The 23579-nt window shown below is 67.9% G+C and carries 22 protein-coding genes; 16 read left to right on the top strand and 6 right to left on the bottom strand.

Going from position 1 to position 23579, the window contains the following annotated elements:
- Positions 1-2 precede the first annotated feature (2 nt).
- The 3 genes from D577_RS0102760 to mltF all read left to right on the top strand — a co-directional run bounded on the left by D577_RS0102760 (position 3) and on the right by mltF (position 3086).
- Complete coding sequence (locus D577_RS0102760) at positions 3-602, top strand: nucleoside triphosphate pyrophosphatase (protein ID WP_018946057.1); 600 nt, start codon at positions 3-5, stop codon at positions 600-602.
- A gap of 78 nt (positions 603-680) precedes the next feature.
- A complete protein-coding gene (locus D577_RS0102765; protein ID WP_018946058.1) occupies positions 681-1541 on the top strand; it encodes a diiron oxygenase in 861 nt (286 codons plus the stop codon).
- Positions 1542-1604: 63 nt separating this feature from the next.
- Positions 1605-3086 carry a membrane-bound lytic murein transglycosylase MltF gene (gene mltF / locus D577_RS0102770; RefSeq protein ID WP_018946059.1) on the top strand — a complete coding sequence of 494 codons (1482 nt, stop codon included), beginning with the start codon at positions 1605-1607 and terminating at the stop codon, positions 3084-3086.
- A 5-nt stretch (positions 3087-3091) separates the two neighbouring features.
- On the opposite strand, the gene D577_RS0102775 is transcribed toward mltF, so the two are convergent.
- The gene (locus D577_RS0102775; RefSeq protein ID WP_024328836.1) at positions 3092-4003 is read right to left on the bottom strand and encodes an NAD(P)-dependent oxidoreductase; all 912 of its coding nucleotides are present in this window, start codon (positions 4001-4003) and stop codon (positions 3092-3094) included.
- Between the two features lie 53 nt (positions 4004-4056).
- Here D577_RS0102775 and D577_RS0102780 point away from each other — a divergent pair, with 53 nt between their 5' ends.
- A complete protein-coding gene (locus tag D577_RS0102780) occupies positions 4057-4929 on the top strand; it encodes a DMT family transporter (RefSeq protein WP_018946061.1) in 873 nt (290 codons plus the stop codon).
- 121 nt (positions 4930-5050) lie between these two features.
- A complete protein-coding gene (locus tag D577_RS0102785) occupies positions 5051-6307 on the top strand; it encodes a thioredoxin family protein (RefSeq protein ID WP_018946062.1) in 1257 nt (418 codons plus the stop codon).
- 11 nt (positions 6308-6318) lie between these two features.
- Here the strand turns inward: D577_RS0102785 and D577_RS0102790 are convergent, their stop codons facing one another.
- Complete coding sequence (locus D577_RS0102790) at positions 6319-7677, bottom strand: NRAMP family divalent metal transporter (protein WP_018946063.1); 1359 nt, start codon at positions 7675-7677, stop codon at positions 6319-6321.
- A 215-nt stretch (positions 7678-7892) separates the two neighbouring features.
- Here D577_RS0102790 and D577_RS0102795 point away from each other — a divergent pair, with 215 nt between their 5' ends.
- The 9 genes from D577_RS0102795 (at position 7893) to D577_RS0102835 (ending at position 17530) form a co-directional block, all read left to right on the top strand.
- Positions 7893-8798 carry an ABC transporter ATP-binding protein gene (locus D577_RS0102795; protein WP_018946064.1) on the top strand — a complete coding sequence of 302 codons (906 nt, stop codon included), beginning with the start codon at positions 7893-7895 and terminating at the stop codon, positions 8796-8798.
- Positions 8799-8804: 6 nt separating this feature from the next.
- Positions 8805-9593 (top strand): ABC transporter permease, encoded by a 789-nt coding sequence (locus D577_RS0102800; protein ID WP_018946065.1) that lies wholly within the window; start codon positions 8805-8807, stop codon positions 9591-9593.
- Positions 9594-9705: 112 nt separating this feature from the next.
- Positions 9706-11295, top strand: a complete 1590-nt coding sequence (locus D577_RS0102805; protein WP_018946066.1) for a PAS domain-containing methyl-accepting chemotaxis protein — start codon at positions 9706-9708, stop codon at positions 11293-11295.
- Positions 11296-11374: 79 nt separating this feature from the next.
- Positions 11375-12154: an FKBP-type peptidyl-prolyl cis-trans isomerase gene (locus D577_RS0102810; protein WP_018946067.1), complete on the top strand. Its 780-nt coding sequence runs from the start codon at positions 11375-11377 to the stop codon at positions 12152-12154.
- Positions 12154-13671 (top strand): S10 family peptidase, encoded by a 1518-nt coding sequence (locus tag D577_RS0102815; protein ID WP_018946068.1) that lies wholly within the window; start codon positions 12154-12156, stop codon positions 13669-13671. Before D577_RS0102810 ends, D577_RS0102815 begins: the two co-directional genes overlap by 1 nt.
- A gap of 63 nt (positions 13672-13734) precedes the next feature.
- The gene (gene lexA / locus D577_RS0102820; RefSeq protein ID WP_018946069.1) at positions 13735-14379 is read left to right on the top strand and encodes a transcriptional repressor LexA; all 645 of its coding nucleotides are present in this window, start codon (positions 13735-13737) and stop codon (positions 14377-14379) included.
- Positions 14376-15029 (top strand): translesion DNA synthesis-associated protein ImuA, encoded by a 654-nt coding sequence (gene imuA, locus D577_RS0102825; protein WP_018946070.1) that lies wholly within the window; start codon positions 14376-14378, stop codon positions 15027-15029. Before lexA ends, imuA begins: the two co-directional genes overlap by 4 nt.
- A 152-nt stretch (positions 15030-15181) precedes the next feature.
- On the top strand, positions 15182-16657 hold the full coding sequence (locus D577_RS0102830; RefSeq protein WP_026288872.1) for a DNA polymerase Y family protein: 1476 nt from the start codon (positions 15182-15184) through the stop codon (positions 16655-16657).
- A gap of 327 nt (positions 16658-16984) precedes the next feature.
- A complete protein-coding gene (locus tag D577_RS0102835; RefSeq protein ID WP_018946072.1) occupies positions 16985-17530 on the top strand; it encodes a hemerythrin domain-containing protein in 546 nt (181 codons plus the stop codon).
- Positions 17531-17567: 37 nt separating this feature from the next.
- On the opposite strand, the gene D577_RS0102840 is transcribed toward D577_RS0102835, so the two are convergent.
- Both D577_RS0102840 and D577_RS0102845 read right to left on the bottom strand, forming a co-directional pair.
- Positions 17568-18332 (bottom strand): hemerythrin domain-containing protein, encoded by a 765-nt coding sequence (locus tag D577_RS0102840; protein WP_018946073.1) that lies wholly within the window; start codon positions 18330-18332, stop codon positions 17568-17570.
- The gene (locus tag D577_RS0102845) at positions 18325-18870 is read right to left on the bottom strand and encodes a hemerythrin domain-containing protein (protein WP_018946074.1); all 546 of its coding nucleotides are present in this window, start codon (positions 18868-18870) and stop codon (positions 18325-18327) included. Before D577_RS0102845 ends, D577_RS0102840 begins: the two co-directional genes overlap by 8 nt.
- A 263-nt stretch (positions 18871-19133) precedes the next feature.
- Between D577_RS0102845 and rnk the strand changes: the two genes are divergently transcribed.
- Positions 19134-19544, top strand: a complete 411-nt coding sequence (gene rnk, locus D577_RS0102850; protein ID WP_018946075.1) for a nucleoside diphosphate kinase regulator — start codon at positions 19134-19136, stop codon at positions 19542-19544.
- A 21-nt stretch (positions 19545-19565) separates the two neighbouring features.
- Here the strand turns inward: rnk and D577_RS0102855 are convergent, their stop codons facing one another.
- A complete protein-coding gene (locus tag D577_RS0102855; RefSeq protein ID WP_018946076.1) occupies positions 19566-20363 on the bottom strand; it encodes a metallophosphoesterase in 798 nt (265 codons plus the stop codon).
- Positions 20364-20433: 70 nt separating this feature from the next.
- The gene (locus D577_RS0102860; protein ID WP_026288873.1) at positions 20434-21798 is read right to left on the bottom strand and encodes an NAD(P)/FAD-dependent oxidoreductase; all 1365 of its coding nucleotides are present in this window, start codon (positions 21796-21798) and stop codon (positions 20434-20436) included.
- 374 nt (positions 21799-22172) lie between these two features.
- Between D577_RS0102860 and D577_RS0102865 the strand changes: the two genes are divergently transcribed.
- Positions 22173-23579, top strand: a complete 1407-nt coding sequence (locus D577_RS0102865; protein WP_018946078.1) for a cytochrome ubiquinol oxidase subunit I — start codon at positions 22173-22175, stop codon at positions 23577-23579.

Below are 23579 nucleotides of genomic sequence, written 5' to 3' on the forward strand. Positions count from 1 at the left end.
CCATGCCATCGCCGGAACGCAGCGTCATCCTCGCCTCGACCTCGCCCTATCGCGCACAGCTGCTGCAGCGTCTGGCGCTGCCGTTCGGCACCGATGCCCCCACCGTTGACGAAGGGCCGTACCCTGGCGAAGCACCGGCGGATCTGGTCCGCCGCCTGGCCGAAGCCAAGGCACGCGCGGTCAGCGGGCGCCACGGCGACGCGCTGATCATCGGTTCCGACCAGAACGCCGCCCATGCCGGGCGCATCCTGGGCAAACCCGGAGACGAAACAAGCGCCCGCGAGCAACTGGCGATGCTGTCGGGGGGCACGGTCACCTTCCACACCGGGCTTTGCCTGCTGGACACCGCAACCGGCGAGGCGCGAGTGGAAGAGGTCCCCTGCCGGGTGACCTTCCGCGATCTGGACGCCGCCGAGATCGCCGCGTACGTACGCCAGGACCAGCCGCTGGACTGCGCCGGCAGTTTCCGTTCGGAAGGCCTGGGCATCAGCCTGTTCGAGCGCATGGACACCGAGGACCCCACCGCACTGGTCGGCCTGCCCCTGATCCGCCTGGCCGCCCTGCTGCGCGCGGCGGGCGTGAGCGTTCCCCCGCGTACCTGAATCCGGGACATTGGTCCCGCAGCGGTTTGCGAGTATGATTCGCGCGACTGACTGCAGCCATTGCCCGGTGATCCCCTGATGAATTCGTCGCAGGAGCTGCTCGACCATCTGAGCCGCAACAGCGCGCCCTACGAGGATCCGCTCCTGCGAGTGGAATGGGAGACGTTATCCCTGGACGATTTCTGGATCCCGGAACAGGCCATCTCGCTCTACGGGACACCCGAATACGAGCAGCTGCCCGAGGCGCTCAAACGGCGCCTGTCGCAATACGAATTCATCTACTTCATCAGCGGGGCCCTGTGGCTGGAGGGGCTGTTCATGGAGCGCATCGCGCGCATCTCGATGCACTCCGCCGACCGCCTCGACCGGCTCAATTACCGTCTGCACGAACTGCGCGAAGAAGCCGGTCACAGCCTGATGTTCATCGAGTTCATGCGGCGCAGCGGTCTGGAACTGCCGATCCGGCGGTTCCCCAAGCCGCGCATGGCCACGCTGGTCGGACGCTTCGCCCCGTTCGAATCGGCGATTTTCTGGATCGCGGTGATGATCGGCGAGGAGGTCCCCGACCGCATGAACCGGCTGATCCGCCGCCACCGCGAGGACATCAGCCCCGCCGTGCATGACGTGGTCACCACGCACATGATCGACGAGGCCCGGCACATGGCCCACGCCCGGGATACGCTGGAACAGCACATGGAAACCCTGCCGAACTGGCAGAAGATGCTGTACCGCCCCCTGATGCGCCGGGTGTTCCGCCAGTTCGTGCACGCCTTCTATTACCCCACACCGGACATCTACCACCTTGCGGGACTGCCCGAAGGCCCCGATTACCGCCGGATCGCGCGGAACAACCCGCAGCGGGCCGCGTTCATCGACGACTGCGTGGACCCCGCCCTGCAGATCCTGCGCCAGCAGGGTCTCGTACTCCACTGGCGCTGACCCGAACCGGCCGCTGATCCGAATCACGGATCCGGAGCGGCACGATGCGCTACCCTTCGGCCCATGCGCCCGACCCGCCGCCTCCGCCCCGCACTCTCCACGCGCCACCAGATCGAACTGGGCGTGTTCATCGTGGTGCTGGTCGCGCTCGCCCTGCGGGTGTGGCTGCAGCCCGCGCCGGTCACCGAGCAGATCCAGTTCCGCGAGGAACTGCGGGTGGCCTTCGTGGAACACGCCCTGGGCCGCTCCGACCTGGCGGACTACGGCGGGCGCGAACAACTGGAACTGGAGCTCCTCGACCGCCTCGCCGAACGTCTGGGCGTTTCCCTGGAGGTCCGGCGCGTGGAACGCCCCGCGGATGTCCACGCCCTGCTGCGGGCCGGTCGCGTCGATCTTGGAGCCGGTCTTCTGGTACCGCCGGGCGACGATTCCGGACTACGACGGGGCCCCGAGATTCTCGAGGTTCAGCGTATCCTGGCCTACTGGCGGGGTTCCGCGAACGGCGGCCCCCTGCTGTCGCCCATGGACATCCCCGCAGGCAGCCGGATCGGCGTCCCCGCGGGGGCATCGCTGCCGCCCATGCTGCATCGCCCGCACCGGGAGGATGGCCAGGATGACGTCGCCACCACGGACCCGCACGAGATCCTGCCCCTGCCCGGGCCGCAGCTCATGCGCGACGCCCTGGAGCGCGGCGAGATCGATTTTGCCCTGATGACATCGCTGGAATACCGGCGCCTGCAGCGGCTGCATCCCGAACTGCGCGCCGGGTACGAACTGTCCGGAAACACCCCGGTAGTCTGGCTGTTGCCCGACCGTGGCGACACCAGCCTGGAGCGCGAGGCACGGGCACTCCTGGATGAACTGCGGGGGCACGGTGCGCTGGAGCGGCTCATCGATCAGTATCTGGGTCACCTGGAAACCCACGACCTGGTCGATACCCTGACCTTCGAACGACGCGTCCATGACCGTCTGGAACGCTTTCGCGATCTGTTCGAGGCCGCCGGCGAGAAATACAACCTCGACTGGCGCTTCATTGCCGCCGTGGCCTATCAGGAATCGCACTGGAACCCCGACGCGGTCTCGCCCACGGGGGTGCGGGGTCTGATGATGCTCACCCGGGCCACCGCGCAGGATCTGGGGATCCCCGACCGCACCGATCCACAGGCCTCGGTGGACGGGGGCACGCGCTACCTGCTGCAGATGCGCGAACGCCTCCCCGAAAGCATCCCCGAACCGGATCGCACCTGGATGACCCTGGCCGCCTACAACGTGGGCCTGGGGCATGTGAACGACGCACGTGCGCTGGCCGCCAACAACGGCGACGATCCGGACCGCTGGGTCGACGTGAAGGAATGGCTGCCGCGACTGGCCGAATCCCGCTGGTACGAACAGACCCGGCACGGCTACGCCCGCGGCTGGGAGCCGGTCAGCTACACCCGCAATATCCGCAGTTACTACGACAAGCTGATGCAGCGCTTCCCCGAACCCGGCGATCGCGTGCAGCCCCCCGCCCCCGGTTACCGCAACACCCCCCTGGCACTGTAGCCGGGTTATTCGGCACGCCCGCCCGACGATCCGGCACAGTAGCGTGCCAGCAGGGACACGTCGGCGTCACCGCGCCCGTCCGCGCAGGCGGCGTCCACGGCAGCGCCGATACGCCGGACCCCGTCCAGTTCCAGACCCGTGCGCCGGGCCAGCTCGGCCACAATCCCGGCGTCCTTCTGGTAGAGTCCCAGCTGGAACCCGGGCTCGAAGTCGCCGTCCAGCAGCCGCTGGCCGTGTACCTCGAGGATCCGCGATCCGGCAAAGCCGCCCAGCAGCGCCTCGCGAATGCGTGCGGGATCCACGCCCTGCCCCTCGGCCAGCGCAAAGGCCTCGCCGATCGCCGCCAGGGTCTCGCCGACCACCAGCTGGTTGCAGGCCTTGGCGATCTGCCCGGCACCGCTGTCACCGACATGGGTGAGCGTGGAACCCACGGCCTCCAGCAGGGGCCGGATCTGCTCGACCGCGTCCGCGGGCCCGCCGATCATCAGGCTCAGGGTACCGGCGCGAGCACCGGGCTCGCCCCCCGAAACCGGGGCGTCGATAAACACCATGTCACGCTCCGCCGCGGCGCGTGCGAGCTCGCGGGAACGTACCGGCTCGATGGTGCTGTGGTCGATGATGATCAGGCCCGGACGACCGTGTTCGAGCACCCCGCCGGGCCCCTCCATCAGGGCCGCGACGTCGGGCGTATCCGAAACGTTGAGCACCAGGACACGGACCTGCGCGAGCAGCCCGGCCAGATCCCCGTGCACCCGGGCACCCTCCGGTTCGAAGGCCCGCGCCTGTTCCGGACGTCGGGCCCAGACATGCACCTCGGCCCCCGCAGCAAGCAGGTTGCGGGTCATGGGCGCGCCCATGATGCCCAGGCCCACGCAGCCGACCGGCTGCAACGCGGCGGGGATCGTCGCTGACGACATGGAAAACTCCTCGGACTGGAAATCCGGCCAACGTAGCAGAAAAGGAGCCCGCATTGATTCGCAACCTCAGTCCGCACGCCACCGGTGCCCTGTTCGCGTTCATCGGAGTCATGGCGATCAGCTTCGACGGCCTGCTGGTACGCCTCGCCGATGCCAGCGCGCCGGACATCCTGTTCTGGCGCGGCCTGTTCATGGCGATCACCCTCACCGTCGTGCTGCGACTGATGAACGGGCGCTGGACCTGGGCCTGCATGCAGCGCGGCGGCATGGACGCATGGTGGACCGCGACCGGATTCGCTGCCACCAACTATCTGTTCGTCCTCGCGGTTTTGCATACTACCGTCGCGAACGCCGTGGTCATCCTCGCCGCCTCGCCGCTGTTCGCGGCCCTGTTTTCGGGCCTGATCCTGCACGAATGGATCCCGCTGCGGACCTGGGTCGCGATCCTGCTCAGCCTGGCCGGCATCGTCGGCGTGTTCGCCGGCTCGCTGGAAACCGGCGGCTGGCTGGGGGACCTGTTCGCGCTGGGCGCGGCCATGGTGGTCGGCCTCAAGCTGACCCTGCTGCGCCGTTCGCCGCAGATCGACCGGCTCGCGGTGATCGCCACCGGCGGCCTGCTGGGCGCGGTGATTGCGCTCTTCTTCGCCGCGCCGCTGGCGGTGTCGGCCACCAGCCTGGCCACACTGCTGCTGATGGGCGCGGTGCAGCTGCCACTGGCGCTGGTGATGATCGCCCTGGCCACCCGCCACCTCCCGGCCGGGGAAGTCGCCCTGTTCCTGGTCCTGGAAGCGGTGTTCGGTACCCTGTGGGTCTGGCTGTTCCTGGCCGAGGCGCCGCCGCTGATGACGCTCGTCGCGGGGACGGCCGTTCTGGTAACCCTGGCTCTGCACGCGCTGGCCAGCTGGCGCGACGACGAGGCACGCTGAAAGCCGGTTATACTCGGCGACAGGGAACAGTACGGGGAGCCCCATGCCGGGAAGGCACGATCCACCCGCGAAGAGTCACGGACATCCGGCACGGAGGTACGCGTTACTGGCCTGGATATTGATGGGCTTCCTGCTGCTGTCGCTCGCCGGCGGCACCGCCCAGGCCCAGACCCCGGGTGGCGAACCCGACGACGCCGACGGGGCCTCCCCTGCCATCACCCTGCATTTCTTCTGGACCCGCGAGTGCCCCCGCTGCCTCGACGCACTGCCCGTGGTCCATCAGCTGGCGCAGGACTACCCCTGGCTGGACGTGCGCAGCTACGACCTGACCGCACACCCGCAACTGGGCTCGCTCTACCGCCAGATGGCCGCCGAACGCGGCGAACAGGCCCGGGCGGTGCCCGGTTTCCTGTTCTGCGGCGCGATGCTCGAGGGGTTCGACACGCGCGGACGCCAGGAGGCCCGGCTGCGCGAACTGCTGGAGACCTGTCACCGGCGGGTTCAGGCCGGCGAACCACCCGAGCTGGAACGCGCGCTGTGGACCGAGGCCGAACCGCTGCGCCTGCCCCTGTTCGGCGAGCTGCACCCCGACCGGCTGTCCCTGCCGGCGCTGACGCTGATCCTCGCGGGCTTCGACGCGTTCAATCCCTGCGCCTTCTTCGTCCTGCTGTTCCTGCTGAGCGTGGTAGTGCACAGCCGCAGTCGGGGCCGCATCCTGCTGATCGGCGGGGTCTTCGTGACCATCTCGGGGGTCATCTACTTCACCTTCATGACCGCCTGGCTGAACGCCTTTCTGGTGCTCGGCGAGATGCCTCTGATCACGCGCATCGCCGGGGCCGTGGCGCTGGCGATGGCGCTGATCAATATCAAGGACTACTTCCTGTTCAAGCGCGGAGTATCGCTGAGCATCCCGGACTCGGCCCGGCCCGGACTGTTCCGCCGCATGCGCGAGCTGACCCAGGCCGACAGTCTGCCCTGGGTGCTGGGCGCCACCGTGGTCCTGGCGGTGGTGGTCAACCTCTACGAGATCCTGTGCACCCTGGGCTTACCGATGATCTACACCCGGATCCTGACCACCCACGACCCCGGGGCCGTGGGCTATTACGGCTATCTGCTCGCGTACAACCTGATCTACGTGCTGCCGATGCTGGCGATCGTCGCGCTGTTCGCCTTCACCCTGGGCAACCGCAAGCTGCAGGAACACGAGGGGCGCCTGCTCAAACTGCTGTCCGGGATGATGATGCTGGCGCTGGGCCTGTTACTGCTGCTGCGCCCGGACCTGCTCTCCAGCCCCGCGTTCGCGATCGGGGCGATCGGCGTGGCCGTCCTGCTGACGCTGATCATCCGCCGGTTCACCCGAGCGCGCGCCTCGAGCTGAGGAGGTTCCTGTCACACCCGGGCCGTCGGCTCGAACGGGACGACCAGAGCCTGCTCCTCCTCCTGCATCCGCTCGCGTTCTTCCTCGGCCGCATCCTGCAGCCCGAAGAACCACACCACGAACAGCAGCGTGAACACGATGAAGAACGTCATCCCCGCCCAGGACAGTACATGCATGACCGGACCCGGGCGGTCCTTCTCCGCCACCTCGGGGCGCTGGATGGCGCGGTAATTGAGCCAGGCGAACACCGGGGAAGTCAGGAACGACACCACCATCGCGAACTGCAGCATCGCCAGCAGATCGGTCAGCAGAAACTGAATAATCACGATGCAGACCACCACCGTGAACAGCAGCCATGCGACCAGCGCGCGCCGCAGCCCCGCCTCCGGGCGGTCGAACAGCAGCAGTGTGCTCATCGCCAGCGAGCGCGGCCAGCCGTCCATGCAGGTCAGGGTGGTACTGAACATCGCGGAAAACGCCGCCAGCACGATCAGCCAGTGCGCCCAGTCGCCGATGGTCGAGGTGTACATCTCGATGAACCGGCCGGAGAACTCGCCGGCGGTCATGTCGGCCAGCCCGATGCCGGTCCCGGAGTGGTACATCACCAGCGCCCCCAGGGCGAGGAAGAACACCGCCAGGACCACGGTCACGATGTAGCCGATGTGGAAATCGGTGGTCGACTCGCCCACCGTGGCGCGGTGGCCGGTCTCGATCTCGCGCGAAGTCCGCCACAGCGACGGCCACGCCGCGATGTCGATGGGCGCCGGCATCCAGCCCATGAACATGATGATGAAGCCGATGGAGGCAAGGTCCCAGGGGTCGCGTCCGACGAACCCCTCGGGGATCTCCGCGCTCTGCCAGATCGCCACGATCACCGCGGTCAGGGTGGACACCGCCAGCAGGAAAACCACGACCTTGGCGATCTTGTCCAGCAGCTGATAATGCCCGGCGATGATGATGGCGGCACACAGCAACAGGATGCCGATGGCGATCCCGGTTACATGCTCGGCCGCATCCACGAACGGGAACGCCAGAAACAGACTGGCGGAGATGAACGCGACCCCCGCGGTATTGAGGAAGGCATTGACCAGATTCAGGCCAAAGAAGGCCGCGAGGAAGCCCTTCCCCATGCGCCGGTAGCCATGCAGGATCGTGTCGCCGGTGGCCGCGCGGTACTTCACCGCGTACAGGAAGAACGGGTACTTGAACAGGTTGGCCAGCAGCAACAGTCCCAGCAGGGACCAGCCGTAGAGCGCCCCGGCCTGGGTCGAGGACACCAGATGGGAACCGCCGATCGCGGCGCCGGCCATCAGGATGCCCGGACCGATGGCCTTGCCCAGATCCGTCCGGGGCTGCCAGAACAACTGCATGGATCACCTCGCGTTGGCCGGAACAGTCTGCCGCAGAGCTGCTGCCTTTACAGGAGCGCGCTTGCGCGCGAACGCGGCGAAGGGTAGCGCATTGCCCCGGCAACGACCATGGGCACCGGAAATCCCCGTGCTGTCCTGCCCCCTTCGCGGCACCCGGCGGGAACACCTTACACTGTGCGGGATCCCGACTACTCGTTTTGCGAAAAGGACACCCCTTGACCGCCATCCGCATCCAGGACCTGCGCAAGTGGTACGACGGCACGCCGGTGGTGGACGGCGTCAACCTGGACATCCCGGAGGGCGAGTTCTTCGGCCTGCTGGGCCCCAACGGGGCGGGCAAGACCACCACCCTGCGCATGCTGCTGGGCCTCACGCCCATTGATGCCGGTCACATCGAGGTCCTCGGCCGGAGCATGCCCGAGGGCGAGCGGGCGGTCCGCCACCGACTGGGCGTGGTGCCGCAGTTCGACACCCTGGATCCCGATTTCACCGTCAGCGAGAACATGAGCACCTATGCCTCGTATTTCGGCCTGTCCGGCCCCTCGCTGCACACGCACATCGACCGGCTGCTGGAACGGGTGAACCTGAGCGACAAGCGCGACGCGCCGATCCAGTCACTGTCCGGGGGCATGAAGCGCCGCCTGACCCTCGCCCGCGCGCTGATCAACGACCCGGCCGCGGTGATCCTCGACGAACCCACGACCGGACTCGATCCCCAGGCCCGTCACCACCTCTGGCGACAGCTGCGCGAGCTGCGTGCCTCGGGCGTCACCCTGGTGCTGACCACGCACTACATGGAGGAGGCCGAGGAGCTGTGCGACCGCATCGCGATCATCGACCATGGCCGCATCATCGCCTGTGACACGCCCGCCGGGCTGATCCAAGAGCACGTCGAGCCGTGGGTGGCCACGGTCGCCGGCCACGGCGCCGCGGCCTCCATCGAAAACGAACTGGGGCCGCGCGACCGCGCCCACCAGGTCGCCGACACCTGGCTGATCTACACCCCCGACCCGGAAGGCCTGCGCGGCCGGCTGGAGGCGCGCGGGGAACGCATGGGCCTGCGCGAGGCCAACCTCGAAGACGTCTTCCTCAAGCTCACCGGCCACGACCTGCGGGACTGAATGCCCATGCGCCAGCGCACCCACCCCCTGCTGCCCCGCCCCGGCCCGCGCCTGTTCACGGTGTGGCGCCGCAATCTGCGGGTGTGGCGCAAACTGATGCTGCCGGCGGTGGTCGGCAATTTCGGCGAACCGATCCTCTACCTGCTCGCGTTCGGGGTCGGCTTTGGCGCCATGGTGGGCGAGGTCGACGGCATGCGCTACATGGTGTTCATCGCCTCCGGCATCGTCGCCTCCAGCGCGATGATGACCGCCAGCTTCGAGGGCATGTACTCGGCCTATACGCGCATGGCAGAACAGAACACCTGGCTCGGCATGCTGGCGACCCCGCTGACCCTGGACGACATCGTCTTCGGCGAGGCGATCTGGGCGGCCACCAAGGGCCTGGTCAGCGCCATCACCGTGCTGATCGTCGCCAGCCTGCTGGGCCTGGTGACCGACGCGCGCGCCCTGCTCGCACTGCCGGTGATCTTCCTCGCCGCCTTTACCTTCGGGGCGCTGGCGCTGGTCGTCACCTCGCTGGCGCGCAGCTACGATTTCTTCCTCTACTATTTCACCCTGGCGGTCACGCCCATGCTGCTGCTCTCTGGAGTATTCTTCCCGCTGGAACAATTGCCCGACTGGGTGCAGACCCTGGCCTGGATGCTGCCACTGGCCCACGTAATCGAGCTGGTCCGACCCTTGATGACCGGCAGCTGGCCAGTGCAGTGGCTGCCCCATCTTGCCGTCATCACCGGCTACGGCGCCGTGGCCATCAGCCTGGCCAGCTACCGCATCCGTCGCCGCCTTCTTCGCTGACCCCGAAAAATCAATTGACAGCGTTAACAAAAGGGATTTAGCTTCAGTTCCGCCCGCAGCCGCCGTAAGCCTGCAAGAGACCCGGCAACACGGCCTTTCCCGAGGGGGAAACATGAAGAAGAATCTTCCGGTCACCCAACGTGAGGTGGACTACCCCGAGAGCGCCAATATTCTTTCCACTACCAACCTCAAGGGCGCCATCACCTACGTGAACCCGGATTTCCTCCGGATCAGCGGTTTCGAGCACGAAGAGCTGATTGGCAAGAACCACAACGTCATCCGCCACCCGGACATGCCGCCGGCCGCCTTCGCCGATCTCTGGAACACCATCAAGAGCGGACGCTCGTGGATGGGCATGGTGAAGAACCGCTGCAAGAACGGGGACCACTACTGGGTCAGCGCCTATGTCACTCCGGTCATGCGGGATGGTCAAGTGGTTGAATACCAGTCCGTACGCACCAAACCCCGGCGCGAACACGTAGAAGCGGCCGAACGCGTCTATGCCGATCTGATGCAGGAGCGCACGCCACTGGCCCTGCGCCTGCCCCGGATGGGCATCAAGACCCGGGCCCTTGCTTCCATCGCCGGCGGGCTGGCGGCCGGGCTGGGCGTGGCCGCCGCCTTTACCGGCCTGACAGCCCCCAGTGCCGCAGTGATCGCCGCTTCGGGACTGGTGGTGGGTGGCGGACTGGCGTGGAACGGTCTTTCTCCGTTATGCAACGCGGTCGCCCGGGCGCGCCGACTCACCGGCAACCCGATCAGCCAGTACATCTATACCGGCCGCATGGACGAAGCCGGGGAACTGGAATTCGCCATGCGGATGCTGGAAGCCGAAGCCGGCGCGGTGGTCGGCCGCATGGGCGACGCGGCGGAACAGCTCGGCGAGACCGCCGAAGGCCTGACGGCCGCGGTCAATGAAAGCCGCTCCGCCTGCGACCGGCAGCAGCAGGAGACCGAGGAGGTCGCCAGTGCGACCAACCAGATGGTCAACAGTGTGCAGGACGTTGCCCGCAGCGCACAGAGCACCGCGGACGCCGCCGATCAGACCGATTCCGAGGCCCGCGAAGGCCAGGAAATCGTCCAGAAAAGTACCCGCTCGATCGAAACCCTGGGTGAAGAAGTTGCGCGCGGAGCCGCGGTCATGAGCGAACTGGGGGAAGAAAGCGAGAAAATCAGCAGCGTTCTGGACGTCATCCGGGGTATCGCGGAGCAGACCAACCTGCTCGCCCTGAATGCGGCCATCGAGGCCGCCCGCGCCGGCGAACAGGGTCGCGGGTTCGCCGTGGTCGCCGACGAGGTCCGCACCCTCGCCAGCCGAACCCAGAACTCCACCTCCGAAATCCAGGCGATGATCGAAAGGCTTCAGGACCGGGCCCGGGCCGCCTCGGAAGTCATGAACCAGAGCCATGAACAGGCCCGTGCGAGTGTCGACCAGGCCCGCCGAGCCGCCGAATCCCTGACTCATATCACCGAAGGGATCGCGCGCATACGCGACATGAGCAATCAGATCGCCGCCGCCGTGGAAGAACAAGGGACCGCCGGAGGCGAGATTAACCGCGGCGTGGAAACCATTCGCAGTGCGGCCGACACGACGGCCACGCGCGCCGGGGACAGCCATGGTGCCGCCCGTTCCGTCAGCGAACTGGCGGCCGGTCTGCAGAATCTCTCCCGACAATTCTGGGAGCAGCGGCGTCAGGGTTGAAGAGACACGGATTCATGCGCGCACTCACCGGGCCCGGTCTGGTAGGTTATTCCTCCTGCCAACTGGTTCCGGAGGGCTCATGAAGGCCTGGTTGTTTGCAATTTTCATCACTCTGATCCTGCCCGCCACCGCGCTGGCGGAAAACGTCCAGATCCGCGACCTCGAAAAAGGCGAAGGCCCCGAGGTCGTGCGTCATGACACCGTGACCGTACATTACACCGGCTGGGTGTACGAGGATGGCGAGGACCAGGGCGAACCCTTCGACTCCAGTCGCGACCGCGGCCAGCCGTTTACCCTGACCCTGGGCGCCGGCGAGGTCATTCCGGGCTGGGAGAAGGGCCTGGAAGGCATGCGCGAGGGCGGGAAGCGCGAGATCATCATCCCGCCGGAACTGGGCTACGGGTCACGCGGCGCCGGTGACGTGATCCCGCCGAACGCCACTCTGCGCTTCGAAGTGGAGATCCTGGAAGTGGAGCGGGCGCCCTTCGGCGGCCTGAACAATAACGAGCTGGCCGGGATGCTCGAACGCGACGACGTCACGATCATCGACATCCGCCGCCCCGACGAATGGGCCGAGACGGGGGTGGTGAAAGGAAGTCTGCGCATGACCGCCTTCGACGAACGCGGCCAGTTCATTCCGCAATTCGGTCAGGCGTTCACCGATGCGGTAGACCCGGATGACACCGTAGTCCTGATCTGCCGCACCGGCAGCCGCACCGGCGTACTGGCCCGCGCGCTGGCCGACGGTCTGGGGTACGGGGACGTCCATAACGTCACCGACGGCATCAAGCACTGGCTGGAAGAAGACCGCGTGGTGCAGCACGACTGCCCCGATACCGAGGAGACGGCGGTTTGCTGATGCGGCGACATGGCGGCCCCGGTGCCCTGGGTCTGGCCCTGCTGCTGCTTGCCGCCCCGGCCCCGGGCGAAGAAGACAACCGCGAGGAACTGCCGGCGGTCATTCCCGAGCCGGTGACCACCATGCATTCGCTGGAAACGGTGGATGGCGAACGGCTTGAATACCGCGCGACGGTCGGCTACACCCCGCTGGGCGAGGATCGCGAACACCCCGAGGCACGGGTCTTCAGCGTGGCCTACACGGTGGAGGATGAAGACACCGACCGCCCGGTGACCTTCCTGTTCAACGGCGGCCCGGGGGCGGCCTCCGCCTATCTCAACGTCGGCGGGCTTGGCCCGCGGGTGCTGGAGACCGACGAGCGTGGCCTCTCGGCCACCACCCCGCCGCGCCTGGTGGACAACCCGAAGACCTGGCTGGCATTTACCGACCTGGTCTTCGTGGATCCGCCGGGCACCGGCTTCAGCCGGGTGATGGAGGCCGGCGATCCCGAAGATTTCTTCGAGCCGGAGGGCGACCTGGCCGCCCTGGAAGAAACCCTGGAACGCTGGCTGGACGACCACGGACGGCGCGGCGACCCGGTGTACCTCGGCGGGGAAAGCTATGGCGGCTATCGCGCCGGTGCCCTGCCGGCGCGGCTGATGCGCAACTCCGGCATCAGCGTCTCGGGCACGGTGCTGGTCTCCCCCGCGCTGGATTTCGGCATGCTCGAGGGCGGCACCGGCCGCCCGCTCCCGCACGCACTGATGCTGCCGGCGCTGACCGCCTCGGCACGCGCGCATGACCGCCTGGGCGATGACCCGCCGAGCCTCGAGCAGGCGGAGGCATTCGCGCTGGGGGACTATCTCGAAGGCCTGCTGCATCCGGACCGGATCGACGCGGACTGGATCGATGAAGTGGCCCGATTCACCGGGATCGACCGCGACCACCTGCGCGCGACCGGCGGCCGCGTCACCCTGAACATGGCGCAGCGTGGCCTGCTGCGGGACGAGGGCCGGCTGGTCAGCCTGTACGATGGCGGGCTCGATTCGCCCGATCCGGTCCCGACCCGCGCGCGACCGCGGGCCGATGCCATCCTCGACGGTCTGGTGGCCCCGCTGTCCACCGCCATGCTGGACCACCTGCGCAACACCCTGGACTGGTCACACGGGCATCAGTATCGCCTGCTCAGCCGCGAAGTCTTCGGTGCCTGGGACTGGGACAGCTCGCAGCGGACCGGCCCGGCCTCGGCGATGGACGACCTGGCCACCGCGCTGGCACTGGATCCCCGCTTTCGCATCTTCAGCGTGCACGGCGAGGCCGACCTGATCACCCCCTATTTCGCCACCGAATGGCTGCTGGGGCAGATCGCGCATGCCGCGGACCCGGGCGACGACGAGCGCATCGTCACCGGCCGCTATCCCGGCGGGCACATGCTGTACATGCGTGCCGACACCAACGCCGAGCTGTTCGACGACGCCCGGCGCTTCTACACCGGGCACGCAGCAGACGAGGACGGGGCCGCAGCGGACCCCGACTGACCGCTTGCCGACCCGGGCGCCCTCCGGTTACTGTAATTATGAACAGTATCCGGAGCCGCCCCCGTGTCGTCCGTCCCGTCGCTCACCCCGCGCCAGCAGGCCATCCTCGACTACATCACCGAGGTGGTCACCACCCAGGGCACCGCGCCCACGCGCAACGAGATCGCCACGGCCTTCGGTTTCCGCTCGCCCCATGCGGCGGAATGCCACCTCAAGGCCCTGGCGCGCAAGGGTGCGATCGAACTGGTGGGCGGGGCGGCCCGCGGGATCCGCCTGCCTCCCGACACGCGCCCCTCGCCCGCCACGCCGTCCGGGGCGGAGGGCATCCCCCTGATCGGCCGGGTTGCGGCCGGCTCGCCGCTGCTGGCCACCGAACACATCGAGGGGCACTACCAACTCGGCGACGCACTGTTCCGGGCCCGTCCCGACTACCTGCTGCGGGTGCACGGCGAAAGCATGCGTGATGCCGGCATCCTCGACGGCGACCTGCTGGCCGTGCGCCGCACCCCGGAGGCCCGGGAGGGCCAGATCGTGGTCGCGCGCATCGAGGACGAGGTCACGGTCAAGCGCTTCCACCACGATGGTTCGCGGATCCGCCTGCTGCCCGAAAACCCGGACTTCGCCCCCATCGAGATCGACCCCGAACGCCGCGAACTCGCGATCGAGGGGATCGGCGTAGGGGTACTGCGAAATCTGGAAGGCGAATGACCCGCGCCCTGGACTCGCTGCTGGAGCACCCGGCCCTGTGGCGCGGCCGCCAGGGCGCCCCCGCCAGTGGCGACGCGGTCTGGCCGGCGGGGACACCCGAACTGGAAACGGCCCTGGGCGGCGGCTGGCCACGCGGCCAGCTGGTGGAACTGCTGGGCGCGCCCTTCGGCAGCGGCGAGACCCGCCTGCTGGTCCCGATGCTCGCCGCCTGCGCGCGCGCGCGGCTGTGGATCGCCCTGATCGGCCCGCCGGCCACCCCCTGGCTGCCCGGCTGGCAGCAGCTGGGCATTCCCCCGGAGCGGGTCCTGCTGGTGCGGGCCGACCAGGACGGCGAACGCCTGTGGAGTGCGGAACAGTGCCTGCGCGACCCGGCCTTTGGCGTGTTGCTGATCTGGATCCACGGTCCCGCGGAGACCGCACGACTGCGGCGTCTGCGCCTGGCGGCCGGCGAAAGCCGCGCCTGTGCCGTGCTCTACCGTCCGCCGCAGGCGGCCGAACAGCCCTCGCCAGCGCATCAGCGCCTGCAGTGGCAGCCCCATGGCCGGGGCCTGCGCCTGCACTTTCTCAAAGGCAACGGCGCACAGTACCGACGCGGTCGGCCGCTGGATATCTCCGTTGCACACCCGCCCCCCGCGGAGGACGCCCCGTGATCCCGGACGCGCACCCGTCGCAACCGGCGCCCGCCCACGACCGCGGCCCTTCGGGCCCCGCCCTGCAGCTGCTTCCGGGGCTCCCGGAGCTGCCCCGCGATTCTGCACCCGCCCCGTCCCCGAACGCCGCGCCGGGGGCCCCGGAGTGCTGGCTGGCCATCCAGCTCCCGCATCTGGCCCTGGACCTCCAGGCCCGCCGCCGCGCGGATGCCGCCCGTCTCGCGCAGCATCCCCTGCTGATCGTGGAACGCGGGGAACGACCCCGGGTGCATGCCGCCAACCGTGCCGCGCGCCGCGCCGGCGCCCGCCCGGGCATGCCCCTGGGCGATGCCCTGGCCCTGCTGGACGCCCCGGAACTGATCGAGGACGACCCGCCGGCCCGTGAACGCGAGGTCCAGCAGCTGGCCGCCGCCCTGCTGCAGTTCAGCGACCATGTGCATCCCGAACCCGGAGCACAGCGCATCCTGCTCGAAGCCGGGCGCAGCCGGCGCCTGTTCGGCGGGCTGCCGGCCCTGCGCCAGCGCGTGGAGGCCTTGCTGCGCGAACTGGGTTTCCAGCCTCGTACCGGCATGGCCCGCAGTCCGGCCGCCGCCCGCCTGTTCGCCACGCACCGGCACCCGGAGATTCCCGAGGACCGTGATGCCCTGCGTCGCAGCCTGGCTCGCTTCCCGCTGGGCACCCTGCCTCTGCCCGCAACCACCCGCGAGGCCCTGCAGGCCACCGGGCTGCGGGTGTTCGGCGAGCTGCTGCGCCTGCCCCGTGCGGAGCTGGCCCGGCGCCACGGGCCGGACCTGCTGCAGACCATCGACCGTCTGCTGGGCGATGCCTGCGAAACCCTGCCGCGTTTCGTCCCGCCGGCGACCCTGGAACTCACCCTGCGTCTGGATCACGAGATCCGTGCGAGTACGGCCCTGGTCTTCCCCTTGCGGCGCCTGCTGCAGCAGGCCGAGCAGCAACTGCGCGGCCGGGCCCTGAGCCTGCAGGGCATGCAGCTGGATCTGCAGCATCGGGAGGACACCACCCGCCTGAATCTGGAGCGCGGGCAGCCGGGCATCCGTGCGGCGGACTGGCTGAGCCTGTGGCAGACGCGGCTGGAGCGCGAGACCCTGCAGGCCCCGGTTATCGGCCTGCGCCTGCACTCGGCCGAACTGCTCGAGCCGCCCGCCACCGATGACGGGCTACTGACCGGAGACCCCGCCGGGGACCACGACGATGCCGGGCACGGCGCCGGCCACCCCGGGCACCTGCCCGCCGTGCTCGCACGCCTGCGCGCGCGTCTGGGGGCGCAACAGGTCGGACGCCTGGTCAACCGCGGCACCCCGGCCCCGGAAGATGCGCAGGAACCCGTGTTCGCCGCCATGCGGCCGGGGCCGGACACCGCCACACATCCCCCCAGCCCCGCGCAGCAAGCTTGCGGTACGGCCCTGTGGGTGCATGCCCCGGAGCCGGTGCCGGCACCCCGAAGCGGCGACACCCAGCCACTGGGGCGGCTGGAAAACGGCTGGTGGGACCGGGAGAACGACCGACGCCGCGACTATGCCCTGACCCGCGATGTCCGCGGCCGCTGGATCTGGCTGTTTCGCTGCCTGCGCAATGGGGGCTGGTTTCGCCAGGGGTACTGGGGGTAAGACCCGCTCCTTGTGTGCGGCACCGAACAGAACCCACACCGACACAAATGCATTCTCGTCCCGGCACGGGGAAGCGAGTCGTGATCATCGGCCCTGCCCCTGCCCAGGAAATATCCCGAACCCACCCCGCACAGGGACACACGACGAGGCATGCATTATGAAAAAACCTTTCACGCTCATGCTCGGCTATGCCGGGACCATCCCGTTCGCCGCCCGCGTCCAGATGGTGCCGGCGGCCGGCCTGGCCCCCTCCTCGAAGGGCCTGGCTGGATATTCATGCCCGACCCCCCGTCCGCAAACCCGGAATCAGCACGCTGAGGTAAACCCATGGATCTGATGATCAACGAACCCTTCCCCGGGTTTAACCGTCCTCTGGAGGTCCTGCGTACCTGTCACCGCCGCCTGCTGGCCTGTCTGGAGCGGCTGGAACACCTGCATGCGCACGTCCCGGAACACGGAGCGGATGCCACGGCCCAGGCCGCCGCCCAGCGCCTGCTGCATTATTTTTATTCGGCCGCTCCGCACCATCATGCCGACGAGTACGAGGACCTGTTCCCGAGGCTCAAGCGCCTGGGCGACCATCCGGCGTCTCACCCCCAGCTCCCCGCCTGGCTGGACAGCCTGACCGCGGATCACGAGGCCCTCGAAAGGGGCTGGGCCCGGCTGGAGCCGGACCTGCTGGACATCGCCGAAGGCCGCCCGGCTTCCCTCGCGGGAGCCCCGGAATGGGTCGCCCGCTATCGCCGGCACCTGAGCCTCAAGGAACAGGCCGTGCTGCCCCTGGCCGAGCACCTGCTGGACGCCGATCAGTGCCGCGCCATCGGCGAAGCCATGGCTCGCCGGCGTGACATCGAAATTGAATGCCGTGCCTGACCCCTCCGGAACGGGAGCGGGTTAAACCAACCTTTCTTTAACCCTTCCCCGACTCCGGCGGGTTCTGCGGCCCGCCGGAGTCGGCGGCATCTTCGGATTCGTCGCCGGGGACGACGAGCATGTGTCGGGCCTTGTCGAAGAGCTCGCGGGATACGTCGGGTTGTTCCTTCAGGCGCCGGCTCCAGTGCGGGAACAGGTTCTGTTCCTCGCGCCCTTCGTGCTTGGCCAGTCCGCCCGAGATCAGGGCGAAGAAGGGCGCGATGACCCCGGGTTCGTCGACCCCCTCGGAGAATTCGTGTTCCAGCATCGCGGTCTGATCCAGCAGTTCGTCATGTTCGCGCAGCATGATGGACGTCGGGTCGTCTCCGCCCGGATGGCGCGGCAGATCAAGCAGCGGAACGATCAGTTCATTCTCCACGTGAACGTGGCGTCGCAGTCCGGCCACATAGGCGTGGAATGCCGGAGCGGCACCCTCGGCATCGCCGGCATTGACCCGGTGAAGGGCGCTGGCGAACAGGCGGTCGATGCGCAGGTGGTCACGAGTGAGGAGGTCGACCAGGTCGACGGGTTCGGTGTCGTCGCGCCGGCGCACGCGCAGGGTCCACAGCGGTGGCCCGGCTTTTACGGTTTCCCAGTGGATGGCGTGGCGCAGCTGCTGCGCGACGGCGGCCATCAGCAGTTCGGGCTCTTCCTCTACCAGTACGTCGAAGGTCTGGCCGGGGCCGAGTTCGCGCAGGGTGTAGTAGGCGCGGGTATGGGCGTGGTCGCCCAGTCCGCGCAGGTCCAGGGTGAAATCAGTCATGGGATTCGGGGTCCAGGTCGCGCCGGCGAGCCATGGCTTCGCCGATGGCGCGGCACTGATCGGCGTCCAGCAGGTGTTCGGCCAGGGGCAGCACGGCCTCGTCCTCGAGGGACAGATGGCGGCGGTATTGTTCGATCCATTCCGCGGCCCCCTCCAGCGGGGCATCGCGTCCTTCGGCGATGTCGAGCAGGTCCGGCTCCAGGCGGGACCAGCCATTTTCCAGCGTTTCGTGCTCCGCGGTAAGACGGTCCAGCCAGTCGGGCAGCTGGGGATGGCAGTCGGGCTGATCGCCCAGGCTCCTGAGCCGCGGGAACAGGTCCTCGTCCTCGTCGGCGTGATGATGCGGCGCGGAGGCATGGAAATATTTCAGCAGCCGCTGGGCCGCAGCCTGGGCCTCGGCATCCGCGCCGTGTTCCGGGACGTGCGCATGCAAGCGTTCGAGCGTCTCCAGGCAGCCCCTGAGGCGTCGATGGCAGGCGCGCAGGACCTCGACGGGACGGTCGAAACCGGGTAATGGCTCGTTCATCTGGAGATTCATGCAAGGGCTCCCGGGTACAGAACGTCTTCCCCTGTGTAGCAGTTCGACGGCCGTGTGGCCTTGATACGGATCACATCGTGCTTCCGGGTTTGTCTTTTGCGTCATTCGACCCCAGAATCGGTCGTCAGAGGCACCGCATCCGCGTGTCCCGCCGGGCCGCCAGCGTCCCCGGTATGTGGTGTCCGTCGGCTTCCCGGCGGCCTTTTCCCTGCATGCTTTACCGGTCACCGCAGTGGCGTTGACCGGCCTCGAGAGGTGGAGTTGTGGACAAGCCCGAGATCGTTGTTTCGGCAACCGACATGGAGCGGCTGGACCAGTTGCTGGAATCCGTGTCCGCGGAGGAGTGGCCCGGCAGAACGGAGCTGGAAGCCGAACTGGATCGTGCGCGGGTGGTGGACTCGCACGAGATGCCGGCGTCGGTCGTAACCATGAACTCCAGCGTGCGCTTCCGGGTGGTGGAATCCGGGGAGGAATTCACCATGACCCTGGTCTACCCGCGTGACATGGATGACAGCGGGCAGACGCTGTCGATCATGGCGCCGGTGGGCAGTGCCCTGCTCGGACTCTCGGAAGGCGAGGAGATCGAGTGGCCGCGTCCGGGCGGGGGCGTGATGCACGTGCGCATCGACAAGGTGCTGTTTCAGCCGGAGCGGGCGGGCGAACACCATCGTTAGATTACCACGGACGCACTGCACTCACGACGCTCTCCCGGAAGCGGCGGGCTCCTGACCGGACGCGTCAGGGCCCCCCGTGCCGGGCGTCAGGGTCTCCAGCCGGCCGTCCGGATACAGGCCGACCACCCCGGCCCGCCCGACACCGCGCACCCGCACCCCGTCCGGGGTATATGCCTCGTAGTCCTGGTGATGGTGCCCGTGAACGATCAGTACGGCCCCCAGCAGCTCGGCCAGGCCGTCGATGGTGTCGAAGCCGCTCGCATGCGGCGACGGCGCCTCGTGGGTGATCAGGATATCGGCCCGCAGCCCGCGCAGGCGTTCGATGTCTTCGGGATAGATGGAGGTGCGATGGCGCCGGGGCAGGCCCGGCTCGCGATCCCCGGCGCCCTGCCAGCGATCGCGTTCCGGGAGCTGCGCCACATGTTCGTTTCGGGTGAAGAAGACCGGCGCCTTGCAGCGCGGGCCCCGCGGGTACCAGACGCGTCCACGGAACACCCCGCCGAGACCCGCTACCGGCCGGCCGGCCACTTCCGCGACACGCGCGTGCAAATTGCCCGCCACATAGGAACTGCCGAACACATGCGCCCAGGCCGCATCGGTATCACTCTCGTGATTGCCGGGGATCCAGTAGATCTCCGGCATCGTGGCGCCCGCCGCCACGGCTTCGCGCAACGGCGCCAGTACGGTATCCAGCGACTGTTCGCGCAGCTCCATGTCCCCCAGCAGAATCACCGCCCGTGGACGATGGCGGGCCACCGCCTCGATCAGGGGATCGAAGAGGCCATGGGGATCGCCATAGAACAGAATATCGGGTGCCACGCCGCTCCCGGGGGTTCGCGAATGCGCCTACCCTAACGCATCCCCGCCCCCGGGCGCGCGCTGCCCGCGATCAGCGGAGGTAACGCCCCCGCAGCATGTTGTAGTACAGCGGCTTGATCATGTGCACCTTCAGTCGCCACCACATCCAGCTTGGCTGTCCCTGATCGATGAAGCCGAAGGTCGGGACCTCTTCCAGGGTGTAGTCAAACTCGACCAGGGCCGCCTTGCCGACCTCGGTGATCAGCGGGCAGGAGGTGTAGCCGTCGAAACGCTGTTGCGGTTCGCGATCCTGCAGCACCGACACCAGGTTGTCCGGGGTCACCGACCCGTGGGCCCGGACCGTGGAGGCCGTCTTGCCAATCGCCGTGTCCACCACGTCGCCGGCGCCGAACACGTTCGGGTAGCGGGCATGCTGCAGGGTCTGGTCGTCCACGGCCAGCCAGCCGCCTTCCGCCAGACTGCCGTCTTCCACCGCCAGACCGGCCTCGCGCACCCAGTCGTGGGCGCGCATGGGCGGCACCACGTGCAGGTAGTCGTAGTCCACCGTCTCGCGATTGCCGTCGCCATCCACGAAGGTCGCACGGCGCAGCTCGGGCTCCACGCCCTGCAGCACGGACCCGGATTCGATCCCGACTCCGCGCTCGCCATAGATGTCGCGCACCATCCCGTCAAAACGTTCGACGCTGAACAGCGCGCCTTCCGGGGCATGATAGTGGAATTCCACGCGATCCCGCTGTCCCGCCTTGCGCAGCAGGTCCTCGGCGATCAGGGTCGCCTTGATCGGCGCCCCGGCACACTTGATCGGCGTATTCGGGATATTGAAGCGGGCCACCCCGCCCTGCTCGCCCAGGCGCTGCGTCTGCTCGTAGGCATGCCGCGCCTGCTCGGGACCGGCATAGATACTGGTCAGGCCGTTCTGCCCGATATCCGCGCGCTCCAGGCCTTCGATCGCCTCGTAATCCAGATGGATCCCGGTGGCCACGACCAAGAAATCGTAATCCAGACGATCCCCGCCGGCGGTCTCGACCACCTGGCTCTCCGGATCCACCGCGGCCACGTAGTCCTTCTTCCAGTCGACGCCGCGCGGGATGTAATGCTCGTTGCGCGCGGTCACGTCGCTGACCGAATAGGTCCCGGCCGCGACCAGGGTCCAGCCGGGCTGGTAGTGATGGGTCTCGCTCGGTTCCACCACGGTGATGCGCGCCCCGTCCAGCAGGTCGCGCAACCGCGCCGCCACGGTCAGCCCGGCGGCGCCGCCGCCCAGCACAACGATCCGCGCGCGGGTCTGCACACCGGCCTGCGCCGCCGCCGGCGCAGACCCTACGGCTGCCGCCGCAGTCAGCCCGCCGGTCAGTTTCAGGAAATCCCGCCGCGAAAGTCCGTCCCGCAATACCAGCGGTGCCTTTGACGAACCTGCCTTATTGCGATCTGTCATGTGTATGCCTCCTCGCGACCCCGTCATCCCGCGGGGCGTCTTTTTTCGGAGCGGTCGCCGATGGCGCCGCGTTTCAACCCTTCTGGCATACAGATTTCGTGCCAGCATCACAAACCCCGCCAAACCTGCATCGCGCGCGCCTCGGTCAGCCTGTTGCGGACGCTTTGTCTGCCGCCAGTGTCACTTCAATGTTCCAGACTGTCATGTGCGGCATGCACAACACCCCGGGGATTCCCTGTTCCCCGCGGGGTGCAGCCGCAAACCGCGTCGCAGCGCGAACACGCACCCCAAAGCGAGAACTGGCACGCAACTTGATTGTCATCCGGGCGGAACGCACAGCGCGTCCTCTCTCAATCGTTCACGGAGGCAATGCCATGGAGCTTGACCCCTTACTCCTGTCACGACTGCAGTTCGCATTCGTCGTGTCATTTCACGCACTGTTCCCGGTATTCACCATCGGGCTCGCCTCGTTCATCGCCTTCCTGGAATTCCGGGCCTGGCAGACCGGCGACGCCCTGTACACCCGGATCTCGAAGTTCTGGATCAAGATCTTCGCGGTCGTGTTCGGCATGGGGGTGGTCTCCGGGATCGTGATGTCCTTCCAGTTCGGCACAAACTGGAGCGTGTTCTCCTATGCCACGGCCAATTTCCTCGGGCCGGTGCTGTCCTACGAGGTGATCACCGCATTCTTCCTGGAGGCGGCATTCCTCGGCGTACTGCTGTTCGGGCGTGACCGTGTCCCGCAGGGCGTGCATGTGTTCGCCGCGCTGATGGTGGCGCTGGGTACCTTCATCTCCTCGTTCTGGATCCTGGTGGCCAACAGCTGGATGCAGACCCCGGCCGGCCTCGAACTGGTTGACGGCGTGTTCCAGGTCACCTCGTGGATGGAGGCGATCTTCAACCCCAGCTTCTGGCCGCGTTTCTTCCACATGGGTCTGGCCTCGCTGCTGACCGCCGGCTTCGTGGTGGCGGGGGTCTCCGCCTACTACCTGCTGCGCAACAAGCACGTCGAGATGAACCGCAAGGCGCTGGGGACCACCATGTGGATCCTGCTGTTCGCCGCCCCGGCGCAGCTGGTGGTGGGTGACATCCACGGCCTCAACACCTTCGAGCACCAGCCGACCAAGGTGGCGGCAATGGAAGGGGTCTGGGAGACCGAACGCGGGGCCCCGTTCCTGCTGTTCGCCATCCCGGATTCGGCCAACGAGACCAACCACTTCGAGATCGGCCTGCCCAACATGGCTTCGCTGGTGCTGACCCACGAGCTGGACGGCGAGGTGCCCGGGCTGAAGGAAGTGCCCGCGGAGGAACGTCCCCCGGTCGGCATCACCTTCTGGTCGTTCCGCATCATGCTGGCCATCGGCTTCGTGATGATCGGGTTCGCCCTGTGGAGTGCCTGGCTGCGCTTCCGTGGTGACCTGTTCGGCTCGGAGCGTTTCCTCAAGGGCCTCACCTGGATGATCCCGACGCCGTTCGTCGCGGTGCTGGCCGGCTGGTTCGTGACCGAAACGGGCCGTGCGCCCTGGCTGGTGTACGAAATCATGGACCACGCGACCGGCCTCACGCCGTCGCTGACCGGCGGCATGGCGCTGTTCAGTCTGCTGGGTTACATCGCGGTGTATGCCGTGGTCTTCACCGCCGGCGTCTATTACATCGTGCGCATCGTGCGCAAGGGTCCGGAGCCGGACCACCCGGTGCAGGAGCCGCAGCACGCCAAGCGCCCGCTGTCGGCGGCCGATACGCCGTTCAACGACAACCCTGCCGCTGACGCAAGGAGCTGA

Origin of the sequence: Thioalkalivibrio sp. AKL17 (genome assembly GCF_000377885.1) — a bacterium.
GTDB classification, from domain to species: domain Bacteria; phylum Pseudomonadota; class Gammaproteobacteria; order Ectothiorhodospirales; family Ectothiorhodospiraceae; genus Thioalkalivibrio; species Thioalkalivibrio halophilus.

Excerpts from the sequence above, each read along its gene's own strand:
- D577_RS0102760 (WP_018946057.1), top strand. The coding sequence starts at position 3 with ATGCCATCGCCGGAACGCAGCGTCATCCTCGCCTCGACCTCGCCCTAT.
- D577_RS0102765 (WP_018946058.1), top strand. The coding sequence starts at position 681 with ATGAATTCGTCGCAGGAGCTGCTCGACCATCTGAGCCGCAACAGCGCG.
- mltF (WP_018946059.1), top strand. The coding sequence starts at position 1,605 with ATGCGCCCGACCCGCCGCCTCCGCCCCGCACTCTCCACGCGCCACCAG.
- D577_RS0102775 (WP_024328836.1), bottom strand. The coding sequence starts at position 4,003 with ATGTCGTCAGCGACGATCCCCGCCGCGTTGCAGCCGGTCGGCTGCGTG.
- D577_RS0102785 (WP_018946062.1), top strand. The coding sequence starts at position 5,051 with ATGGGCTTCCTGCTGCTGTCGCTCGCCGGCGGCACCGCCCAGGCCCAG.
- D577_RS0102790 (WP_018946063.1), bottom strand. The coding sequence starts at position 7,677 with ATGCAGTTGTTCTGGCAGCCCCGGACGGATCTGGGCAAGGCCATCGGT.
- D577_RS0102800 (WP_018946065.1), top strand. The coding sequence starts at position 8,805 with ATGCGCCAGCGCACCCACCCCCTGCTGCCCCGCCCCGGCCCGCGCCTG.
- D577_RS0102805 (WP_018946066.1), top strand. The coding sequence starts at position 9,706 with ATGAAGAAGAATCTTCCGGTCACCCAACGTGAGGTGGACTACCCCGAG.
- D577_RS0102810 (WP_018946067.1), top strand. The coding sequence starts at position 11,375 with ATGAAGGCCTGGTTGTTTGCAATTTTCATCACTCTGATCCTGCCCGCC.
- D577_RS0102815 (WP_018946068.1), top strand. The coding sequence starts at position 12,154 with ATGCGGCGACATGGCGGCCCCGGTGCCCTGGGTCTGGCCCTGCTGCTG.
- imuA (WP_018946070.1), top strand. The coding sequence starts at position 14,376 with ATGACCCGCGCCCTGGACTCGCTGCTGGAGCACCCGGCCCTGTGGCGC.
- D577_RS0102835 (WP_018946072.1), top strand. The coding sequence starts at position 16,985 with ATGGATCTGATGATCAACGAACCCTTCCCCGGGTTTAACCGTCCTCTG.
- D577_RS0102840 (WP_018946073.1), bottom strand. The coding sequence starts at position 18,332 with ATGACTGATTTCACCCTGGACCTGCGCGGACTGGGCGACCACGCCCAT.
- D577_RS0102845 (WP_018946074.1), bottom strand. The coding sequence starts at position 18,870 with ATGAATCTCCAGATGAACGAGCCATTACCCGGTTTCGACCGTCCCGTC.
- D577_RS0102860 (WP_026288873.1), bottom strand. The coding sequence starts at position 21,798 with ATGACAGATCGCAATAAGGCAGGTTCGTCAAAGGCACCGCTGGTATTG.
- D577_RS0102865 (WP_018946078.1), top strand. The coding sequence starts at position 22,173 with ATGGAGCTTGACCCCTTACTCCTGTCACGACTGCAGTTCGCATTCGTC.